This window comes from Microcystis wesenbergii NRERC-220 (assembly GCF_032027425.1).
Taxonomy (GTDB): domain Bacteria; phylum Cyanobacteriota; class Cyanobacteriia; order Cyanobacteriales; family Microcystaceae; genus Microcystis; species Microcystis wesenbergii_A.
Map to the genome: position 1 here is coordinate 2,826,044 of NZ_JAVSJA010000001.1, position 15,056 is coordinate 2,841,099.

General features: G+C 44.6%; 17 protein-coding genes. 6 read left to right on the forward strand and 11 right to left on the reverse strand.

All coding sequences use genetic code 11. The annotated features are described in order from the left end of the window. Positions 1 to 165 precede the first annotated feature (165 nt). Positions 166 to 1,005, forward strand: a complete 840-nt coding sequence (rsmI, locus tag RAM70_RS13995; protein WP_045356562.1) for a 16S rRNA (cytidine(1402)-2'-O)-methyltransferase — start codon at positions 166 to 168, stop codon at positions 1,003 to 1,005. A 36-nt stretch (positions 1,006 to 1,041) separates the two neighbouring features. On the opposite strand, the gene RAM70_RS14000 is transcribed toward rsmI, so the two are convergent. The 5 genes from RAM70_RS14000 to RAM70_RS14020 all read right to left on the reverse strand — a co-directional run bounded on the left by RAM70_RS14000 (position 1,042) and on the right by RAM70_RS14020 (position 4,802). Beyond that, positions 1,042 to 2,211 carry an LptF/LptG family permease gene (locus RAM70_RS14000; protein WP_190381429.1) on the reverse strand — a complete coding sequence of 390 codons (1,170 nt, stop codon included), beginning with the start codon at positions 2,209 to 2,211 and terminating at the stop codon, positions 1,042 to 1,044. 31 nt (positions 2,212 to 2,242) lie between these two features. Then, entirely contained in the window at positions 2,243 to 2,971 is a 729-nt protein-coding gene (lptB, locus tag RAM70_RS14005; protein WP_045356564.1) for an LPS export ABC transporter ATP-binding protein, read from the reverse strand. 216 nt (positions 2,972 to 3,187) lie between these two features. Next, positions 3,188 to 3,688: an LptA/OstA family protein gene (locus tag RAM70_RS14010; protein ID WP_045356565.1), complete on the reverse strand. Its 501-nt coding sequence runs from the start codon at positions 3,686 to 3,688 to the stop codon at positions 3,188 to 3,190. A gap of 319 nt (positions 3,689 to 4,007) precedes the next feature. Continuing rightward, positions 4,008 to 4,433, reverse strand: a complete 426-nt coding sequence (locus RAM70_RS14015; protein WP_045356566.1) for a DUF309 domain-containing protein — start codon at positions 4,431 to 4,433, stop codon at positions 4,008 to 4,010. Positions 4,434 to 4,442: 9 nt separating this feature from the next. Next, a complete protein-coding gene (locus tag RAM70_RS14020) occupies positions 4,443 to 4,802 on the reverse strand; it encodes a ferredoxin thioredoxin reductase catalytic beta subunit (RefSeq protein WP_045356567.1) in 360 nt (119 codons plus the stop codon). Between the two features lie 255 nt (positions 4,803 to 5,057). On the opposite strand from RAM70_RS14020, the gene RAM70_RS14025 reads away from it, so the two are divergent. Together RAM70_RS14025 and RAM70_RS14030 are read left to right on the forward strand one after the other, a co-directional pair. Then, a complete protein-coding gene (locus RAM70_RS14025; RefSeq protein WP_190381780.1) occupies positions 5,058 to 5,357 on the forward strand; it encodes a DUF1816 domain-containing protein in 300 nt (99 codons plus the stop codon). After that, a complete protein-coding gene (locus tag RAM70_RS14030) occupies positions 5,326 to 5,973 on the forward strand; it encodes a ComF family protein (protein WP_045356569.1) in 648 nt (215 codons plus the stop codon). The genes RAM70_RS14025 and RAM70_RS14030 overlap by 32 nt, the downstream gene beginning before the upstream one ends. A gap of 44 nt (positions 5,974 to 6,017) precedes the next feature. Here RAM70_RS14030 and psbX read toward each other — a convergent pair whose 3' ends face one another. Next, positions 6,018 to 6,137: a photosystem II reaction center X protein gene (gene psbX, locus RAM70_RS14035; protein WP_002733679.1), complete on the reverse strand. Its 120-nt coding sequence runs from the start codon at positions 6,135 to 6,137 to the stop codon at positions 6,018 to 6,020. 334 nt (positions 6,138 to 6,471) lie between these two features. On the opposite strand from psbX, the gene RAM70_RS14040 reads away from it, so the two are divergent. Further along, positions 6,472 to 6,771 carry a hypothetical protein gene (locus tag RAM70_RS14040; protein ID WP_045356571.1) on the forward strand — a complete coding sequence of 100 codons (300 nt, stop codon included), beginning with the start codon at positions 6,472 to 6,474 and terminating at the stop codon, positions 6,769 to 6,771. Between the two features lie 198 nt (positions 6,772 to 6,969). Here the strand turns inward: RAM70_RS14040 and RAM70_RS14045 are convergent, their stop codons facing one another. Together RAM70_RS14045 and RAM70_RS14055 are read right to left on the reverse strand one after the other, a co-directional pair. Next, positions 6,970 to 7,872 carry a DNA adenine methylase gene (locus RAM70_RS14045; protein ID WP_190381638.1) on the reverse strand — a complete coding sequence of 301 codons (903 nt, stop codon included), beginning with the start codon at positions 7,870 to 7,872 and terminating at the stop codon, positions 6,970 to 6,972. 294 nt (positions 7,873 to 8,166) lie between these two features. After that, positions 8,167 to 8,280 (reverse strand): EcoRV family type II restriction endonuclease, encoded by a 114-nt coding sequence (locus tag RAM70_RS14055; protein ID WP_238567726.1) that lies wholly within the window; start codon positions 8,278 to 8,280, stop codon positions 8,167 to 8,169. A 284-nt stretch (positions 8,281 to 8,564) separates the two neighbouring features. On the opposite strand from RAM70_RS14055, the gene ftsH2 reads away from it, so the two are divergent. After that, positions 8,565 to 10,451, forward strand: coding sequence for an ATP-dependent zinc metalloprotease FtsH2 (gene ftsH2, locus RAM70_RS14060; RefSeq protein ID WP_190381637.1), 1,887 nt, complete (start codon positions 8,565 to 8,567; stop codon positions 10,449 to 10,451). Positions 10,452 to 10,735: 284 nt separating this feature from the next. Here the strand turns inward: ftsH2 and RAM70_RS14065 are convergent, their stop codons facing one another. Then, positions 10,736 to 10,948, reverse strand: a complete 213-nt coding sequence (locus RAM70_RS14065; RefSeq protein WP_045356577.1) for a hypothetical protein — start codon at positions 10,946 to 10,948, stop codon at positions 10,736 to 10,738. 37 nt (positions 10,949 to 10,985) lie between these two features. Then, positions 10,986 to 11,951, reverse strand: coding sequence for a DNA polymerase III subunit delta' (holB, locus tag RAM70_RS14070; protein ID WP_002795934.1), 966 nt, complete (start codon positions 11,949 to 11,951; stop codon positions 10,986 to 10,988). A 12-nt stretch (positions 11,952 to 11,963) separates the two neighbouring features. Between holB and RAM70_RS14075 the strand changes: the two genes are divergently transcribed. Then, entirely contained in the window at positions 11,964 to 12,305 is a 342-nt protein-coding gene (locus RAM70_RS14075; protein ID WP_045356581.1) for a hypothetical protein, read from the forward strand. A gap of 199 nt (positions 12,306 to 12,504) precedes the next feature. Here the strand turns inward: RAM70_RS14075 and RAM70_RS14080 are convergent, their stop codons facing one another. Continuing rightward, positions 12,505 to 14,835 carry a heavy metal translocating P-type ATPase gene (locus RAM70_RS14080; protein WP_312675920.1) on the reverse strand — a complete coding sequence of 777 codons (2,331 nt, stop codon included), beginning with the start codon at positions 14,833 to 14,835 and terminating at the stop codon, positions 12,505 to 12,507. Positions 14,836 to 15,056: the final 221 nt, after the last annotated feature.

Consider the following 15,056-nt stretch of genomic DNA (forward strand, 5'->3'; position numbering starts at 1 on the left):
CTTTGTGTCCTTTGTGTCTCTGTGGTTCGTTCCACTCACTGCCCCAAGACTGTATCTTAGAATACATTTTACCCACCAAACCTGGGAGAGCCGAGTTTTTAGTTTACTGTTTACTGTTTACTGATCACTTAAAATACGCCCAACCAGCCTATTTTTAGCCAATTTATGAATAATCTCGGTAAATTGTATGTGGTGGGAACGCCGATCGGCAATTTAGACGATCTGACTTTCCGGTCCCTGGCAACTCTCAAAAAAGTCACTCTAATTGCTGCCGAAGATACCAGACACACGGGCAAATTATTGCAGCATTTTGATATTCCGACCCCTCAAATTAGTTACCACGAACATAATCGCCTTTCCCGTCTCGATGAGTTATTAAATATTCTCAGCCAAGGTCAGGATATCGCTTTGGTTACTGATGCGGGAATGCCTGGAATTTCTGACCCGGGTTATGAGTTAATTAAAGCTTGTATAGAAGCTAATATCGAAGTGGTTCCCATCCCCGGAGTAACGGCGGTAATTACTGCTTTAGCGGTGTCGGGATTACCCACGGAAAGATTCTGTTTTGAAGGATTTCTTCCGGGTAAGGAAAAGATGAAACAAGAGCGCTTAGAGGGTTTAAAAACTGAAACGAGAACGATGGTTTTTTATGAAGCACCTCATAAACTTATTAAGACTTTGGAGGATTTACGAGAAACTTTCGGCCCAACGAGAAAGATAGTTTTAGGTCGGGAATTAACCAAGCTTTACGAAGAAATTTGGCGAGGAACTATCGCCGAGGCGATTAATTTATATCGGGAGAATAAAACTCCTAAAGGGGAATTTACGCTCGTAGTTATGGGCAACAATCAGGCCGATAATATCCAATTATCCGATGAGGAATTAAAACGGGAATTAAAACAAATTATCGAAGGAGGAGTTAATCGATCGCAAGCCAGCAGACAATTAGCACAAGTTACTAATTTATCCCGCAGTCGTTTATATAAATTAGCTTTGGAAATTTGATGATTATCAATTTTTATTCCCACCGCTAACCCTCGATTACTTAGCCGACTGAAGTAACAAAATTCCCCCAGCAGTTAATCCTAAAATATTGGGCAACCAAGCGGCCATCAAGGGGGTTAAAACTCCGCCAATGCCTAAGGAACTGGTGACAAAAGATAGGAGATAATAGGAGAAAATTAGGACAATACAAATACCGAAACTGGTGGCTTTATTAGAATTTTGGGGACGTAATCCCAAGGCCGCCCCAATCATCCCAAAAACTAAACAAACAAAGGGTAAAGATATTTTCTGCTCGATTTGAACCTGCAATTTTCTAATTTTGGTGGGATTGCCACTTAATTGCAGTATTTTTAGGTATTCCTGCGCTTGTCTTAGGGTCATTTCTGAACCATCTCGGCCTCGAAAAGCTAAATCTAAAGGGGTACGCGGTAGGGCTAATTGTTGATGTTGAAAGCGGACAATATTACGATAGGAACCATTAGGATCAATTAGATAAATTGTGCCGTTATAAAAATCCCAGATATTTTTTTCAATATTCCAAGAAGCTGATTCTGAGGTAATAATTTGATTAACTTCCGGTTGGGTGCGATCGAGAATGGTTAAACCTAGCATCTCTTGACCGTTAAATCTTTCGGCATAAAATAACCTTCTTAATACCGTTTGGGGTTCCCCTCCATTCGGTTGCCGCACTTTGCCGTATTCAGGATAAATAATATTATCTTCAATAAAAGATTTGCGATTTGGTCGCAGGGCTTTGGTCATGGTAGCATTAGCTTCATAACTGGCAGCTGGAGCCACATAATCATTAAAAACGTAGGTTAATCCCGTCACTATTAAACTTAGCACAATGGCCGGAATTATTAGGCGATAAACACTAATTCCAATACTTTTAAAAGCAATTAATTCGCTATCACTGGCTAAACGACTGTAGGCCATTAAAGCCGCTAAAAGTATTGACATGGGAAAGGCTAAAACGATAAACTCTGGCATTTTTAATAAGAGAATTTTTAAGGCCAAAGTCAAGGGTAAACCCGATTCAGTAATCCGTCGCACTAAATCAAATAAAGTACCGATCGCCACTCCCAAAGAAGTGAATAAACCCATACCAAATAGAAAGGGTAATAATAACTCGACAAAAATATAGCGGTCTAAGATGCTAAATCCGGGTATTCTACTTAAATTTCCTTGCCAATTGCCAACTTTCATGATATAATGCAGCGATTTTTATTAATAACAATTATCTGAAAAAATTATCACCCAAATAATACTGACGCACCAGAGGATTATTATAAAGTTCTTCGCCACTTCCCGCCGCTAAAATCTGCCCTTCGCGCATAATATAAGCCCGATTAGTGATAGCCAAAGTTTCTCGCACATTGTGATCAGTAATTAAAATTCCCATCTGACGCTCCCTTAAACCAGCGATCATCGCTTGAATCTCGGACACGGCGATCGGATCCACCCCAGCGAAAGGTTCATCTAATAATAAAAATCTTGGTCCGTTGACTCCCACCGCTAAAGCGCGGGCTAATTCTGTCCTTCTTCTTTCTCCTCCGGAAACGTAAGCGCCTTTAGTGCCAACAATCTTATCGAGGCGAAATTCTTTTAATAAATCATAGAGACGATTTGCCCGTTGGGAAAAGGGAACCCCCGACTGTTCTAGGGCTAACTGAATATTTTCTGATACAGTTAAATAACGAAAAATACTGGCCTGCTGCGTCAGATAGCCAATACCCAGACGCGCCCTTTGATTAAGGGGTAATTTGGTAATTTCTTTTTGATCGAGCCAAACGCGCCCTTGATTCGGTTTGATTAATCCCGTGGCGATATAAAAAGTTGTGGTTTTTCCCGCACCATTTGGTCCTAATAACCCGACAATTTCCCCCGGGGCAACAGTAATACTCACCCGGTTAACCACGAGCCTTTTACCGTAGGATTTATGGATATTTTCTAATACTAAAGTCATCTTGAGCGGCTGTTGGGTGTGGGGTGTGGGGTGTGGGGTGTGGGGTGTGGGGTGTGGGGTGTGGGAAACTCCTGACTCGGAGACTCCTGACTCGGAGACTCCTGACTCGGAGACTCCTGACTCGGAGACTCCTGCCTCCTGCCTCCTGACTCGGAGACGCCTGACTCGGAGACTCCTGACTCGGAGACTCCTGACTCGGAGACTCCTGACTCCTAATCACTGCGGGTTAATAATTGGGGCAGCGGGGAGGGAAGGGGAAGGTATGGGTGCGGGTGTCGGGGAAGCAGCCGGTTGGGGGGAAGTTTCGTTATCTTTGACTAAATAAATTGACTCCACCTGCTGACTGGTTTGGGGAGTAGCGATAAATCTGCCCTCATCGACAAGATAAGTCATCGTTTCGGCGCGGATACTGTTGCCTTCCTGCAAAACGTAAACGTTACCCGTCATCACTAAACGACGTTCGCGGCTAAAATACTGAGCTTGGGCGGAAGTGGCCTGCATTTTGCGAGCGGGATAGAACACTTGTACGTTACCTCGAGCAGTAATTACCCCCGTTTTTGAGTTCGCCTCCTGAATATCCGATCGCACTGTCATGGCATTACCCGGTACAATGTTCTGCTGTGCCTTGACTAGGGGAGAAGTACCTAATCCCATGACTAAGCTAGTAGAAACGAGGGCAACTAGCCATCCGCTGATTTTTGCGTATCTTGCTCTCATAGAAATGTCACCTATAAGTAAATGGTTTCAATTAAATTGAAGATAAATCCCCCCTTGATCCCCCCTTGATCCCCCCTTAATCCCCCCTTGATAAGGGGGGGATTAGACAATTTTTAACACCCACCTACTTAGAGGTAATTGTATTGACTAACTAATACCATTTTTCTTTATTCGTGGCAGGCATCCTACTCCTCTCTCCCGCCCCCCCTTGCCCCCCGACCCCCCCGATGTCGGGGGGTTGGGGGTTGGGGGGGGGTTGGGGGTGAGGGTAATTAACCATCTCTGACATTACTTTAGAAAAATGGTATAATCTAGCTTTTTAGAGAACGGGATGACTTTTGAGGATTTTCGGCAGAGAACAGATAGATCGATCGAGGTGGGGATGAGGGTGTTCCTGATTGCTTTTCATCCCTTCTAGCACTGCCGGTAAAGCTTGGGGATCGAGATTCTGTAAAAAGTTTAATAGATCCAAACTCTCCCCGACTAAGTGCGTCACGTTGATCCCCTCGTAATCGGGTTGATAGTGTTGTAAACGTCTAACCCCTTCTCCCAAAAGAATTACCGCCCCGCGCCAGTTATTATTTTCTAGATGGTAACAAGCGACAGCAATCTGCAAAATGCCTTGATAAAAGGTTTTTTCAGGCTCTGCGGACTCCATCCACAAAGCCTCTAGGGTATCATGACAAGCATAGAATTGCTGGCGATTAAATTCGTCGATTCCTTGCCCAAAAGCGGTGGCTGTCATTACCCTAAACTAATGCCCCTTCATCGATTCGCGGACTTCTTGGATATAGTCGAGGGAAATTACCTGTTCTTCCCCAGCAAACTCGTTATCGGGGGTAATAAATAGCATACAGTGACATTCTTTCCGTTCCCGCATTGGTACACAGGGACAATTCCAGAAAGTATTTTTTACCTCCGCTTCTTTGTCTTCGTAGTGACGACAGGGACATAAAGGAGCGCCTAATTCGTCCTTATGACGCGCTAATCCCTCAATTACTACCGCTGTCACCGAGAGATCGCTACAGAAGTAAGTATTTGTACGTCTAGCGTACTGTTCGGCAAAATTCTTCATCGCCTCAAGACTCTTATCTGTGTCTGTGATCTGGCTCATAGTTATCTGATCCCCTTAGCTTTCTAAAAAAAAACTTTTTACTATCCTATCTCGATCCGCTTCCCCTTGGCTGAGGGGAATTTTTAGAATCTCTTTCGATTTGGCGACCGATCCCCTTGTTACTCTAATACGATAAAAAGACTCTCTTTGGCCAAAAGCTCGATTTTTTGGCCAGCAAATGGGAATTATGGAGGCAAAGTTCCTCAAAACCTATCCTTGATTCCTGCAATCCCTGTCCCCTATCACTACCAGAACATGATTTTATCTTTCTTAGAGACAAATAAAATTTCTGACGATAACACGCCTTGGTGGCTGAAAATTACCTCCCTTTCCCCCCACTGTATTTACTATTTTGGTCCCTTTGCTTCTTTTGAGGAAGCACAACAGCATCAGGGGGGTTATCTACAGGATATAGAGTCCGAAGGAGCGCAAGGAATCAGTCTTTCGATCGAGCGGAGTAATCCCCATTATTTGACCGTTTTTGACGATGGAAATCAGCATCTAGCTAAAACTTTGACTTCCCATGCTCGAACCTTTTCTCGCTTTATTTCTTAAGTCTCCCTGTCCTCTTTGTCAACGGCAGAGCGAGCGAGAGCTTTGCCGTGATTGTGGGCGACAATTACAGTCCTATCGTCAGAATAACCCGCTTTTTCTCTGGCGTGGTTCTATTCCCCTGTTTATCTGGGGACGCTACGAAGGTAAATTAAAACAGGCGATCGCTAAAATGAAATATGATCGCCATCCCGCTCTCGGCTCTTTGCTAGGCAGTTGCATGGGGGAAACTTGGCTGCTTCGTCCTCCCCTCACCGATAAACGTTTGACGGTGATTCCTATCCCTCTCCACCCAGAAAGATTAAAGGAAAGGGGTTTTAATCAAGCAGAAGTCATTGCCGAGGGTTTTTGTCGTTTAACCGGTTATCCTCTGGCTAGTCGCGGATTAATTCGGATTAAGAACACGGCAGCTTTATTTAGTCTGGCAGCCGAGGCGAGAAAAAAGACGATGCAAGCGGCTTTTCAACTGGGGAAAAATTTACCGAAATCAGTGCCGATTCTCTTAATTGATGATATTTATACCACGGGAACCACGATCGAGGAAGCTGTGCAGGTTTTACGCACAGAGGGATATCGGGTAGTCGGTGCGATCGCTCTTGCCAGTTCCAAAATTAGCTAAAATGCCCAGAGGAATCCGTCTGGGCATTTTAGAGTTAGATTAAATTAAGTCCGTTTGATCTTGTCGTATTGACTGATGAAAATCAAACCGATAGTGGCGGGGATCAGGACGATAACCGCACCTAAAACAAGGCTCCAGAGAAAGTTAGCTAAAGAGGGTGTCATGATAGATAAATCCTTTGTCATATTTTCAAAGACTTAGTTTTTTATCTTATCACCTTGGGCGAGAAGACCCCCAGTTCCACGGCCAGATAAATGCGATCGCAGGTTATTATAGCGTTTCCTAAGCTAGTGAGGTACACATATTTTTCTTCCCTTTTGACTTTTGCCTCTTGCCTTTTGCCTAAAACCCATAACTTTTGTACCTCAGCAGACTGAAAAACGCTATATATGTCTTCAATCCCTCAAGATAAAGTCTCCCTTGACTTCTCAAGGGGATAGGGATGTTTGACAATAGGTGATAGTTACAAAACTTTAAACTAGATTGGCAAAGATTTTTATGGCTACTGACGATCGCAAACGGCGCATTCTCGATCATCTCTCCAGAAGTACCACTGGTGCTGACTATATTCCTAAAAAACCGCTGCCAATTGTGGAAACTCCCCCGGTGGCAGTGGAACCCGTGGCAGCGCCGCCTCCAGTAACTCCTTCACCGGAATTAACTGCTAAAGAGCGCAAAAGAAAGATAATGTCCCATCTTTCCATGAGTAGTCAAGATTTTGGCGAAATTACTAGCACTACCCCCGAAGAAAAGCGTAAACGCCAAATTAATGACCATCTACGCCAAAGCCAAGGATAAATAGTAAGGAGTGAGAATTAGCAACTAGGCATCTTCTAGACTGTTCTCACTCCCTTATTTTCTGCTGTCGATGGGGATAAGCTAAGACGCATTTAAAGCGCTTATTCTTAAGATTAGCCGAATCTCCCCCAATCCCTTTACTGTTGCCTCTTGCCTCTTGCCTCTTGCCTCTTGCCTCGTCTCAACAAGCAATTTAAATTACGAACAGCTTAATGACAGTTGTTGCAAATCAGTTCCTCGCTCTGGCAACAAGGGAATGTTAAAGTTAGTAATGATCGCTTCGGTGATCGGATGACGTAATTTTTCTGTGGAACCAACATGATAAAAATGCTCTTTAGTATAGATATAAAACTTATCAGCACTCCAATTTTTTTTAATTAAAGGATTGCTTCTAAACTGATTACTGTGCCAAGTGGACAAAATAAACCGACAAGAAATATCCTTTAAAATAGTCACCAAACAATCTTCATCCTCTTCAGACCAAGAGTTAAAATAATCGGTGTGTCTCCCTAAATAAGGAGGATCGAGATAGATCAAGTCTGTTTTTTGCCAATTAGATAAAGTTTCTCGAAAGTCAGCAACTTGAAAATTATAATCAGTTTTAATAAGAATATTTTCTAGGGCAATAACTTGATTGACTATTTTGGTAATATATGCTTGAGAAAATCGTTCTGATTTATGACAGTAAGGGACGTTAAACTGTCCCTTACGATTGAATCTCATCACGCCATTAAAACAGGAGCGATTCAGAAATAAAAAATCTAGAGAATTAGGAGCTTGATTAAATCTTTCTCGTACTTGATAATAATAACTTTCTCCCTGCTCCTTAAGAACTTGACCATTTTCTTGCAAAAAAAGCTTAACAGTTTTACTGGTAATAACTTGATTTTTTAGATTATTATAAAACTGGATAATATGAGTATTTGTGTCCGCAAGTAAAGCCTTTTTGGGATTAATATTAAAAGCCACCACCCCCGATCCAGAAAAGGGTTCTATCCAACGCCCAAAGCTCAGATCAGACACAATATTTTTAATATCTTTCACCAATTTAGTTTTAATTCCTTGACACTTAATCGGTGGCACAAGTGGCGTTAACTTCACTAAACACTCTCCTCATTAACAGTAATTTCTATCCACAGCAAACTTAGCTCCTGTTGGCTCGTGAATAAAGGTCAAATCAGGGTAAAAATTTTGTTGAGATACTAACTCTATCTTGGGTGCATCTCATTTTTGCCCTCTCAAAAATTAATTATGCAAGAACTCTATAGTAGGGTTGATTCATGAATCAACCCTACCCAAACCCCCCGTTGGGTGCGTGGCACCGCCCCAAACCTCGGAGCGCATTAGTTTTTCGGTGGGATGCTTACAGGTAGCTGCTGATATATCTGTAATAATTTAAGGATCACTGATAATTGCTGATTGTTGGTATTTCTGCATAAGTGAGATACACCCCTCTATCTTTAATTGGTTACATCTAGCAAAATTATCAAATATGGGAAAAAGAAGCAATTCTAGGATTTTGGAGATGATTTTCGTATCAATAGATATAGTATATACTTCTAGACAGTTTAAATTCAGTACAGCTTATCCCAGAAACCATGGTATCTTGTTAGAACAAATGAACTAAAAAAATCTCTCGTCACCATTCTTGTCAGAATTATGAGAATTACGTTACATTTAGTTAAGATTTAATTGGCTGCGGGGATTAATCTCGAAAAAATAACGTAAAATCCTTGACAAAAACAGCTAAATGAGTTAAGCAAAAATCTTTATCCTAGAACCACTAAACAAACATGAAACTATCCTGGAAAACGATTTTACTGTGGACATTGCCCGCCCTTGTGGTCGGTTTTTTCCTCTGGCAAGGCACTTTTGCCACAGCCACCAGTAATATCGGCAATAACACCGCCAGTACCCGCATGACCTACGGACGCTTTCTAGAATACCTAGACAGTGGTAGGGTTGTCAGTGTCGATCTCTACGAAGGGGGCAGAACCGCGATCGTACAGGCCCTAGATCCAGAACTAGAAAACCGAGTACAACGCCTGCGGGTCGATTTACCTGCCAATTCCCCCGATTTAATCGCCCGTTTACGCGATTCTAAAATCAGTTTCGATGCTCACCCGATGCGGAATGATGGCGCTTGGTGGGGATTCCTCGGTAATCTACTTTTCCCCTTTTTGCTGATTGCCGCTCTCTTTTTCCTGTTCCGCCGTTCTAATAATATGCCAGGCGGCCCCGGTCAAGCGATGAGTTTTGGTAAATCAAAAGCTCGCTTCCAGATGGAAGCAAAAACCGGCATCACCTTTGATGATGTGGCGGGAATTGACGAAGCGAAGGAAGAATTACAGGAAGTCGTCACTTTCCTCAAACAACCGGAGAAATTTACCGCCGTCGGGGCCAAAATCCCCAAAGGAGTCCTGTTAGTTGGCCCTCCGGGTACGGGTAAAACCCTGTTAGCCAAAGCGATCGCCGGTGAAGCGGGTGTACCTTTCTTCAGCATTTCCGGTTCGGAATTTGTGGAAATGTTTGTCGGTGTCGGTGCTTCTCGCGTGCGCGACTTGTTCAAAAAAGCCAAGGAAAATGCCCCCTGTTTAATCTTTATCGATGAAATTGACGCGGTAGGTCGTCAACGGGGTGCCGGTATCGGTGGTGGTAACGATGAACGGGAACAAACCCTAAACCAATTATTGACAGAAATGGACGGTTTCGAGGGGAATACGGGAATTATCATCATTGCCGCCACTAACCGCCCCGATGTTCTCGATTCCGCTCTCATGCGTCCGGGCCGTTTTGATCGGCAAGTAACCGTGGATGCGCCCGATTTTAAAGGTCGTTTAGAGATTTTAGACGTTCACGCCCGCAATAAAAAGCTGGCTAACGACGTTTCCATCGAAGCGATCGCCCGGCGCACTCCGGGGTTCAGTGGAGCAGATTTAGCCAATTTACTGAACGAAGCGGCAATTTTAACCGCTCGTCGTCGCAAAGAAGCCATTACCCTCCTAGAGATAGATGACGCGGTAGATCGCGTTATCGCCGGTATGGAAGGCACTCCTTTAGTCGATAGCAAGAGCAAGCGCTTAATCGCTTACCATGAAGTGGGCCATGCGATCGTGGGTACGCTCTTAAAAGATCACGATCCCGTCCAGAAAGTGACTCTGATTCCCCGGGGACAGGCCCAGGGTTTAACTTGGTTCACTCCCAACGAAGAACAGGGTTTAACCACGAAAGCGCAGTTAATGGCCCGGATTTCCGGTGCGTTAGGTGGTCGGGCGGCTGAGGAAGAAATCTTCGGCTATGATGAGGTGACTACCGGTGCCGGTGGCGATTTACAGCAAGTCTCTGATATGGCCCGCCAGATGGTGACTCGTTTCGGGATGAGCGATTTGGGTCCTTTGTCCCTAGAAAGTCAAGGGGGTGAAGTGTTCCTCGGTGGCGGTTTGATGACTCGTTCCGAGTATTCTGAGAAGGTCGCTACTCGTATCGATGATCAAGTGCGATCGATCGTGGAACACTGCCATGAAATTTCTCGACAAATTGTCCGCGATCATCGCGAAGTGATCGATCGAGTGGTGGATCTGCTGATCGAAAAAGAAACGATCAATGGGGAAGAATTCCGGCAAATTGTGGCTGAATACGCCTACGTTCCCGAAAAAGAACAGTTTGTACCACAGTTATAGGTTGATTTCAATCTATAGGCGATCGGGTGGGTTAAAGCTCACCCGATTTTTTTATACTAGGGATTTAGTTATGGCTTGCTGAATAATGGTAAAACCCTTGTGGGTTAAGACTTTTAGAGTTTTTGTAAATCAAAAAGTACCAGATATGGGAGTGATCGGGGGGAAAATTCAGGGACTTTTTCCCTGAAAATTAGGTAATTGACCCCTTCAAAATCGGTAAAACCCTACACCCCACACCCCACACCCCACACCCTGCCCCCAAGAAAAACTTTTTGCCGCAAACCCTAGTTATCATCATCGTCATCGTCTTTATTCTGGTCATTATCATCGTCTTTTTGCCGATTTTCCCCGTCTTCATCGCTATCTTCGTTTTTTTGCGGTGATTCCACCGCAGGAGAGCCATTTTTCGGTTCTTCGGCTTCTTTTCCTCCCTGACAAGCGCCTAAAACCGTAGTCAAGGTTAACAGAATCAGCAAAACTAAGGATTTGATTTTCATAGTCTTTCTCCCCACTCGATCGATAAATATAACAATTTTAAGACTTTTGGGCGGTGGATAGTTTGGCCAATGCCAAGAAAGTGCATTCCCAGACTAAACGGGGTTGAACGTAGGCTAACAGCTGCCGGCGGGTTTTTTCCAAGATTTCTAAAATCGATCGCTCTCGTCGTCGTTGCCAATCCTCATACTGAAGATAACTCACATACCATAATTGGGTTTCCGTGTCAAGAGTTTGAGCGATAATTTTGGCTAATTCCAGTGCTTGGGAGAGTTTTAGGGGAAATTTGCTCAAAGATCGCGGTAAATCTTGGGGGAGACTGTCGAGAAATTCTAAAGCGGCGATCGCTTCTCCCGGGCTACCTTGGGCTAAACCGAGAATTGCCGGATAATTGAGAACGCGAGCGTGTCCGTTAGAGCGGAGGACTTGAGCGAGATTTTCTTCCGAAAGACGCTGAAAAGGGATGTGTTGACAGCGAGAAACGAGAGTGGGTAGTAAAGAGGAAGGACTGGGAGCAATCAGGATTAAAGTGGCTTTTCCCGGTTCCTCAAGCGTTTTTAAGAGGGCATTTGCTGCTGATTCCGTCATGGTGTCTGCTTGCTCGATCACTACCACAGAGCGGGACGATTCCAGGGGAGGACGACTTAAAAAGTTAGTAATCTCGCGAATTTGTTCGATGCGGATTTGCGGGGGAGCTTTACGCTTGAGATTGCTTTCCTGTGCTTCTTTTGCGGTGAGCAGTTTGCCTTGGTGTTGATAAGTGGGTTCAATCCAGAGTAAATCGGGATGATTGCCTCCCAGAAAGCGTTTGAGGATTAATTCCCTTGTTTCCGGCGATCGATCTCTAGTTAACAAGTCTTGACAGAAACATTTTGCGGCCAGATTGCGTCCAATCCCCTTAGCGCCGGCGAATAAGTAAGCGGGAGCGATCGAATTGATTTCAAGCGCTCTTTGTAGTAGTTCAATGGCCTGATTTTGACCGATTAACCGTGACCAATCTATCATCTTTTCCCTGCCATGGCTCGCTATTCCTGTTCTTATTTTGTCGGAATTTCTCCCCATCAAACCGGGCTTTTATACGATGATATCCTAAGTTTGGGTGAATTTGAAATCATCAAGCGCCGGTCCGATGTCTTGCTTTTATCGGAAGTTCCTAACGATGCTCTCTTTCCCCAGTTAGTGAAAGTGGAGTTATTTATTCATCCCCCCACTAGCTCGGAACTTCAGATCGATTTATTGGTAAAAAATCATGAGCTGCCCCTGAGAACTAATAATCGTTGTCGGCAATTTTTCCAATCTATTCACCAGATTATTACCAACAATTATCAAGGGCAATCCCTGACCAGAATTACCGCTTAACCCGATTTGTTCCTGTCTCCGTCAACTGACAAAGACGGGGACAAAATACCATCTTGGCTCTCTTAGGTAACGAACCACAAAGACACAGAGGACACAGAGATTGATCGCTCCTGTATCAGTGAAACTTATCACACAAAGAATAAGAGAGTCGCTCTTTTTGGCGCTTGATAGATTTATCGAGAAAAAATCGATAATTGCTTTAATTTTCGCTTTCCTTCGTCGATTTGAGCGGAGGAAATTTACGACGTAAAAGCAAGGAATTACTCACTACCATAACCGAACTAAAAGCCATTAAAGCTGCCGCCAAGGCCGGACTGAAAGCTAGACCCCAACGGGGCAGTAATAAACCACCAGCAATGGGAATAGCAAAGGTATTATAACCCAAAGCCCAAAAAAGATTTTGTCGGATTTTTTGCCATGTGGCCAGACTTAAATGCAGAGATTGCACCACATCCTCTAGGCGATCGCTAATTAAAACGATCCCAGCCGTTTCCATGGCCACTTCCGTGCCACCGGCCAGAGCAATACCGATGTTAGCCTGTCCTAGTGCAGGAGCATCATTGATACCATCCCCGACCATAGCCACGATTTTGCCCTCTTTTGTCTGTAGGTCGGCAATTAAGGCCGATTTTTCGGTGGGGGCAACTTCGGCATAAAATTGGCTAATACCCAAACTATTAGCGATCGCTGTTACCACTTCTTGGCGATCGCCACTGAGTAAAATCACCTCTAAACCGAGTTTTTGCAACTGATTAACGGTTGTTTGAGCATCGGGACGCAATCGATCCTGAAAAGCGATCGCGCCGAGTAATTGTTCTTCCATCCCCAGATAAATCACCGTTTTACCCGCTTGTAAAAGCTCTTGAATACTGGGGATAGTTTCATCGATTTTAATGCCGTTCTGCGCCAACCATTGCCGATTTCCCAGAACAATTTTCGACCCCTGCACCCTTGCCGAAACTCCCAATCCGGCCACAGTTTGAAAATCTTCCCCCGTCAGGTTAGTAGGGGGAGTAACCGCGTCTAAAATCGCCTGAGCAAGAGGATGATTAGTACCACTCTCCACTACTGCCGCTAATTGTTGAATTTCCAGGGGATTAAGGATAGAAAAACTCAAACAATCGGTAATTTCCGGATGACCTTGGCTAAGGGTTCCCGTTTTGTCAAAAACCACCGTTTGCAGTTGCGAGACGGTTTCCAAAACATCACCCCCTTTAATCAAAATACCCCGTTCGGCTGCTAAACTGGTTCCCACCAGTAGGGCCGTCGGTGTGGCTAAACCGAGAGCGCAGGGACAAGCGACCACAAGCACGGAAATCGCTAATTTTAGGGACAAAAGTAGGGGAGAAGTGGGTTGAATCATCTCGTGGTGTCCTGTGGTTGACCCTAACACCTCTGGAAAAAGCCTAGTTCCCCAAAAATACCAAAAGAGCAGCACAATTAGGGCAATTATCATGACTCCGTAGGCAAAATAACCCGCTACCCGGTCTGCTATCTTCTGCACTGGGGCCTTGCGAGTTTGGGCTGATTCCACGGCTGCGATAATCTTAGCTAGGGTGGTATCGGTCCCCACCTGACGAGTTTGCACGGCGATCGCACCAGAGAGATTGAAACTGCCAGCAATGACTAGATCTCCCATTTCCTTAACCACCGGCAGCGATTCCCCCGTTAATAAAGCTTCATCTACCGTGGTTCTTCCCTGAATAATCTCCCCATCCACGGGAATTTTTTCCCCGGGTAAGACGCGCACCCATTCCCCGACGCGCACCTGTTCCACCGGAATCGCCACGCCCACACGGTCATCTGTACTACCAATCAGGTGAGCCACTGCCGGTTGTAGGGAGGTAAGCGCTTCTAAGTCTGCGGCTGCGCGATGACGGGAATGCGCTTCTAGAGTCCGTCCGAGGAGAATAAAACCTAACAGCATGACTGGTTCATCAAAAAAGCACTCTAAACCGAGATTAGGGAAGATAAGAGCCAAACAACTGGCTATATAGGCGCTACCTGTGCCTAAACTAACGAGAGTGTTCATATTTGGCATCCCGTGCCGTAATCCCCGCCAACCATCGATGAAAATATCGCGGCCGGGGAATAAAATGGCTAGGGTGGCTAAAGTCCAGTGAAAAGCAATACTTTGAAAGATGGGGATTTCTGGTCCCCCGATGTGGTGTAAGTGACCGATCAGGGAAAAAACCAGTAAACAACAAGCGATCGCTAATCGGTATAATTGTTGTTGCTGTTCTTTTTGTTGGTTTTGCCGACGTTGATTTTGTTGAGAAAGGGGAGTCGATGAGCTGCGCGGTTGGGTGGGGAATCCAATCGCGGTTAATTTTGCGGCTAATTGCTCTGGTGCGATCGCATCTGGTTGGTATTCAATCACGGCAATTTCCGTGATTAGGTTAACTTGGGCCGATTTTACCCCTTGATTTTGGCTGAGTTGTCGTTCTACGGCACTCACACAGCCGGCGCATTTCATGCCTTTTACGTCTAGAGTAGCGGTTTTTAGTCCAGTTTCGGCGGCTAGGATCATAGAAAAAGTAGGCAAGGATGGTCTTTACTTCTATCCTAGAAATTCTCGGCCGATTTTTAAACTATTTTGGCCTGTAGGGTTACAGATAGCTGAAATTTCAGGTAGCCGATCTTGTAGTGGACTGTTTCAGCTAATTTGGTGTATTAGAAAAATGCTATAAATTCTATAATCTAAGACTTTAAGCCGAAATCTATCGCCCTATTTTAGCTGAAACAATCCAC

What these genes read in the sequence shown, in the direction of transcription:
- rsmI (WP_045356562.1), top strand. Translation starts at nt 166, where the DNA reads ATGAATAATCTCGGTAAATTGTATGTGGTGGGAACGCCGATCGGCAAT.
- RAM70_RS14000 (WP_190381429.1), bottom strand. Translation starts at nt 2,211, where the DNA reads ATGAAAGTTGGCAATTGGCAAGGAAATTTAAGTAGAATACCCGGATTT.
- RAM70_RS14015 (WP_045356566.1), bottom strand. Translation starts at nt 4,433, where the DNA reads ATGACAGCCACCGCTTTTGGGCAAGGAATCGACGAATTTAATCGCCAG.
- RAM70_RS14075 (WP_045356581.1), top strand. Translation starts at nt 11,964, where the DNA reads ATGGCTCGCTATTCCTGTTCTTATTTTGTCGGAATTTCTCCCCATCAA.
- RAM70_RS14010 (WP_045356565.1), bottom strand. Translation starts at nt 3,688, where the DNA reads ATGAGAGCAAGATACGCAAAAATCAGCGGATGGCTAGTTGCCCTCGTT.
- RAM70_RS14040 (WP_045356571.1), top strand. Translation starts at nt 6,472, where the DNA reads ATGGCTACTGACGATCGCAAACGGCGCATTCTCGATCATCTCTCCAGA.
- RAM70_RS14020 (WP_045356567.1), bottom strand. Translation starts at nt 4,802, where the DNA reads ATGAGCCAGATCACAGACACAGATAAGAGTCTTGAGGCGATGAAGAAT.
- RAM70_RS14080 (WP_312675920.1), bottom strand. Translation starts at nt 14,835, where the DNA reads ATGATCCTAGCCGCCGAAACTGGACTAAAAACCGCTACTCTAGACGTA.
- holB (WP_002795934.1), bottom strand. Translation starts at nt 11,951, where the DNA reads ATGATAGATTGGTCACGGTTAATCGGTCAAAATCAGGCCATTGAACTA.
- psbX (WP_002733679.1), bottom strand. Translation starts at nt 6,137, where the DNA reads ATGACACCCTCTTTAGCTAACTTTCTCTGGAGCCTTGTTTTAGGTGCG.
- ftsH2 (WP_190381637.1), top strand. Translation starts at nt 8,565, where the DNA reads ATGAAACTATCCTGGAAAACGATTTTACTGTGGACATTGCCCGCCCTT.
- RAM70_RS14025 (WP_190381780.1), top strand. Translation starts at nt 5,058, where the DNA reads ATGATTTTATCTTTCTTAGAGACAAATAAAATTTCTGACGATAACACG.
- RAM70_RS14030 (WP_045356569.1), top strand. Translation starts at nt 5,326, where the DNA reads ATGCTCGAACCTTTTCTCGCTTTATTTCTTAAGTCTCCCTGTCCTCTT.
- RAM70_RS14065 (WP_045356577.1), bottom strand. Translation starts at nt 10,948, where the DNA reads ATGAAAATCAAATCCTTAGTTTTGCTGATTCTGTTAACCTTGACTACG.
- lptB (WP_045356564.1), bottom strand. Translation starts at nt 2,971, where the DNA reads ATGACTTTAGTATTAGAAAATATCCATAAATCCTACGGTAAAAGGCTC.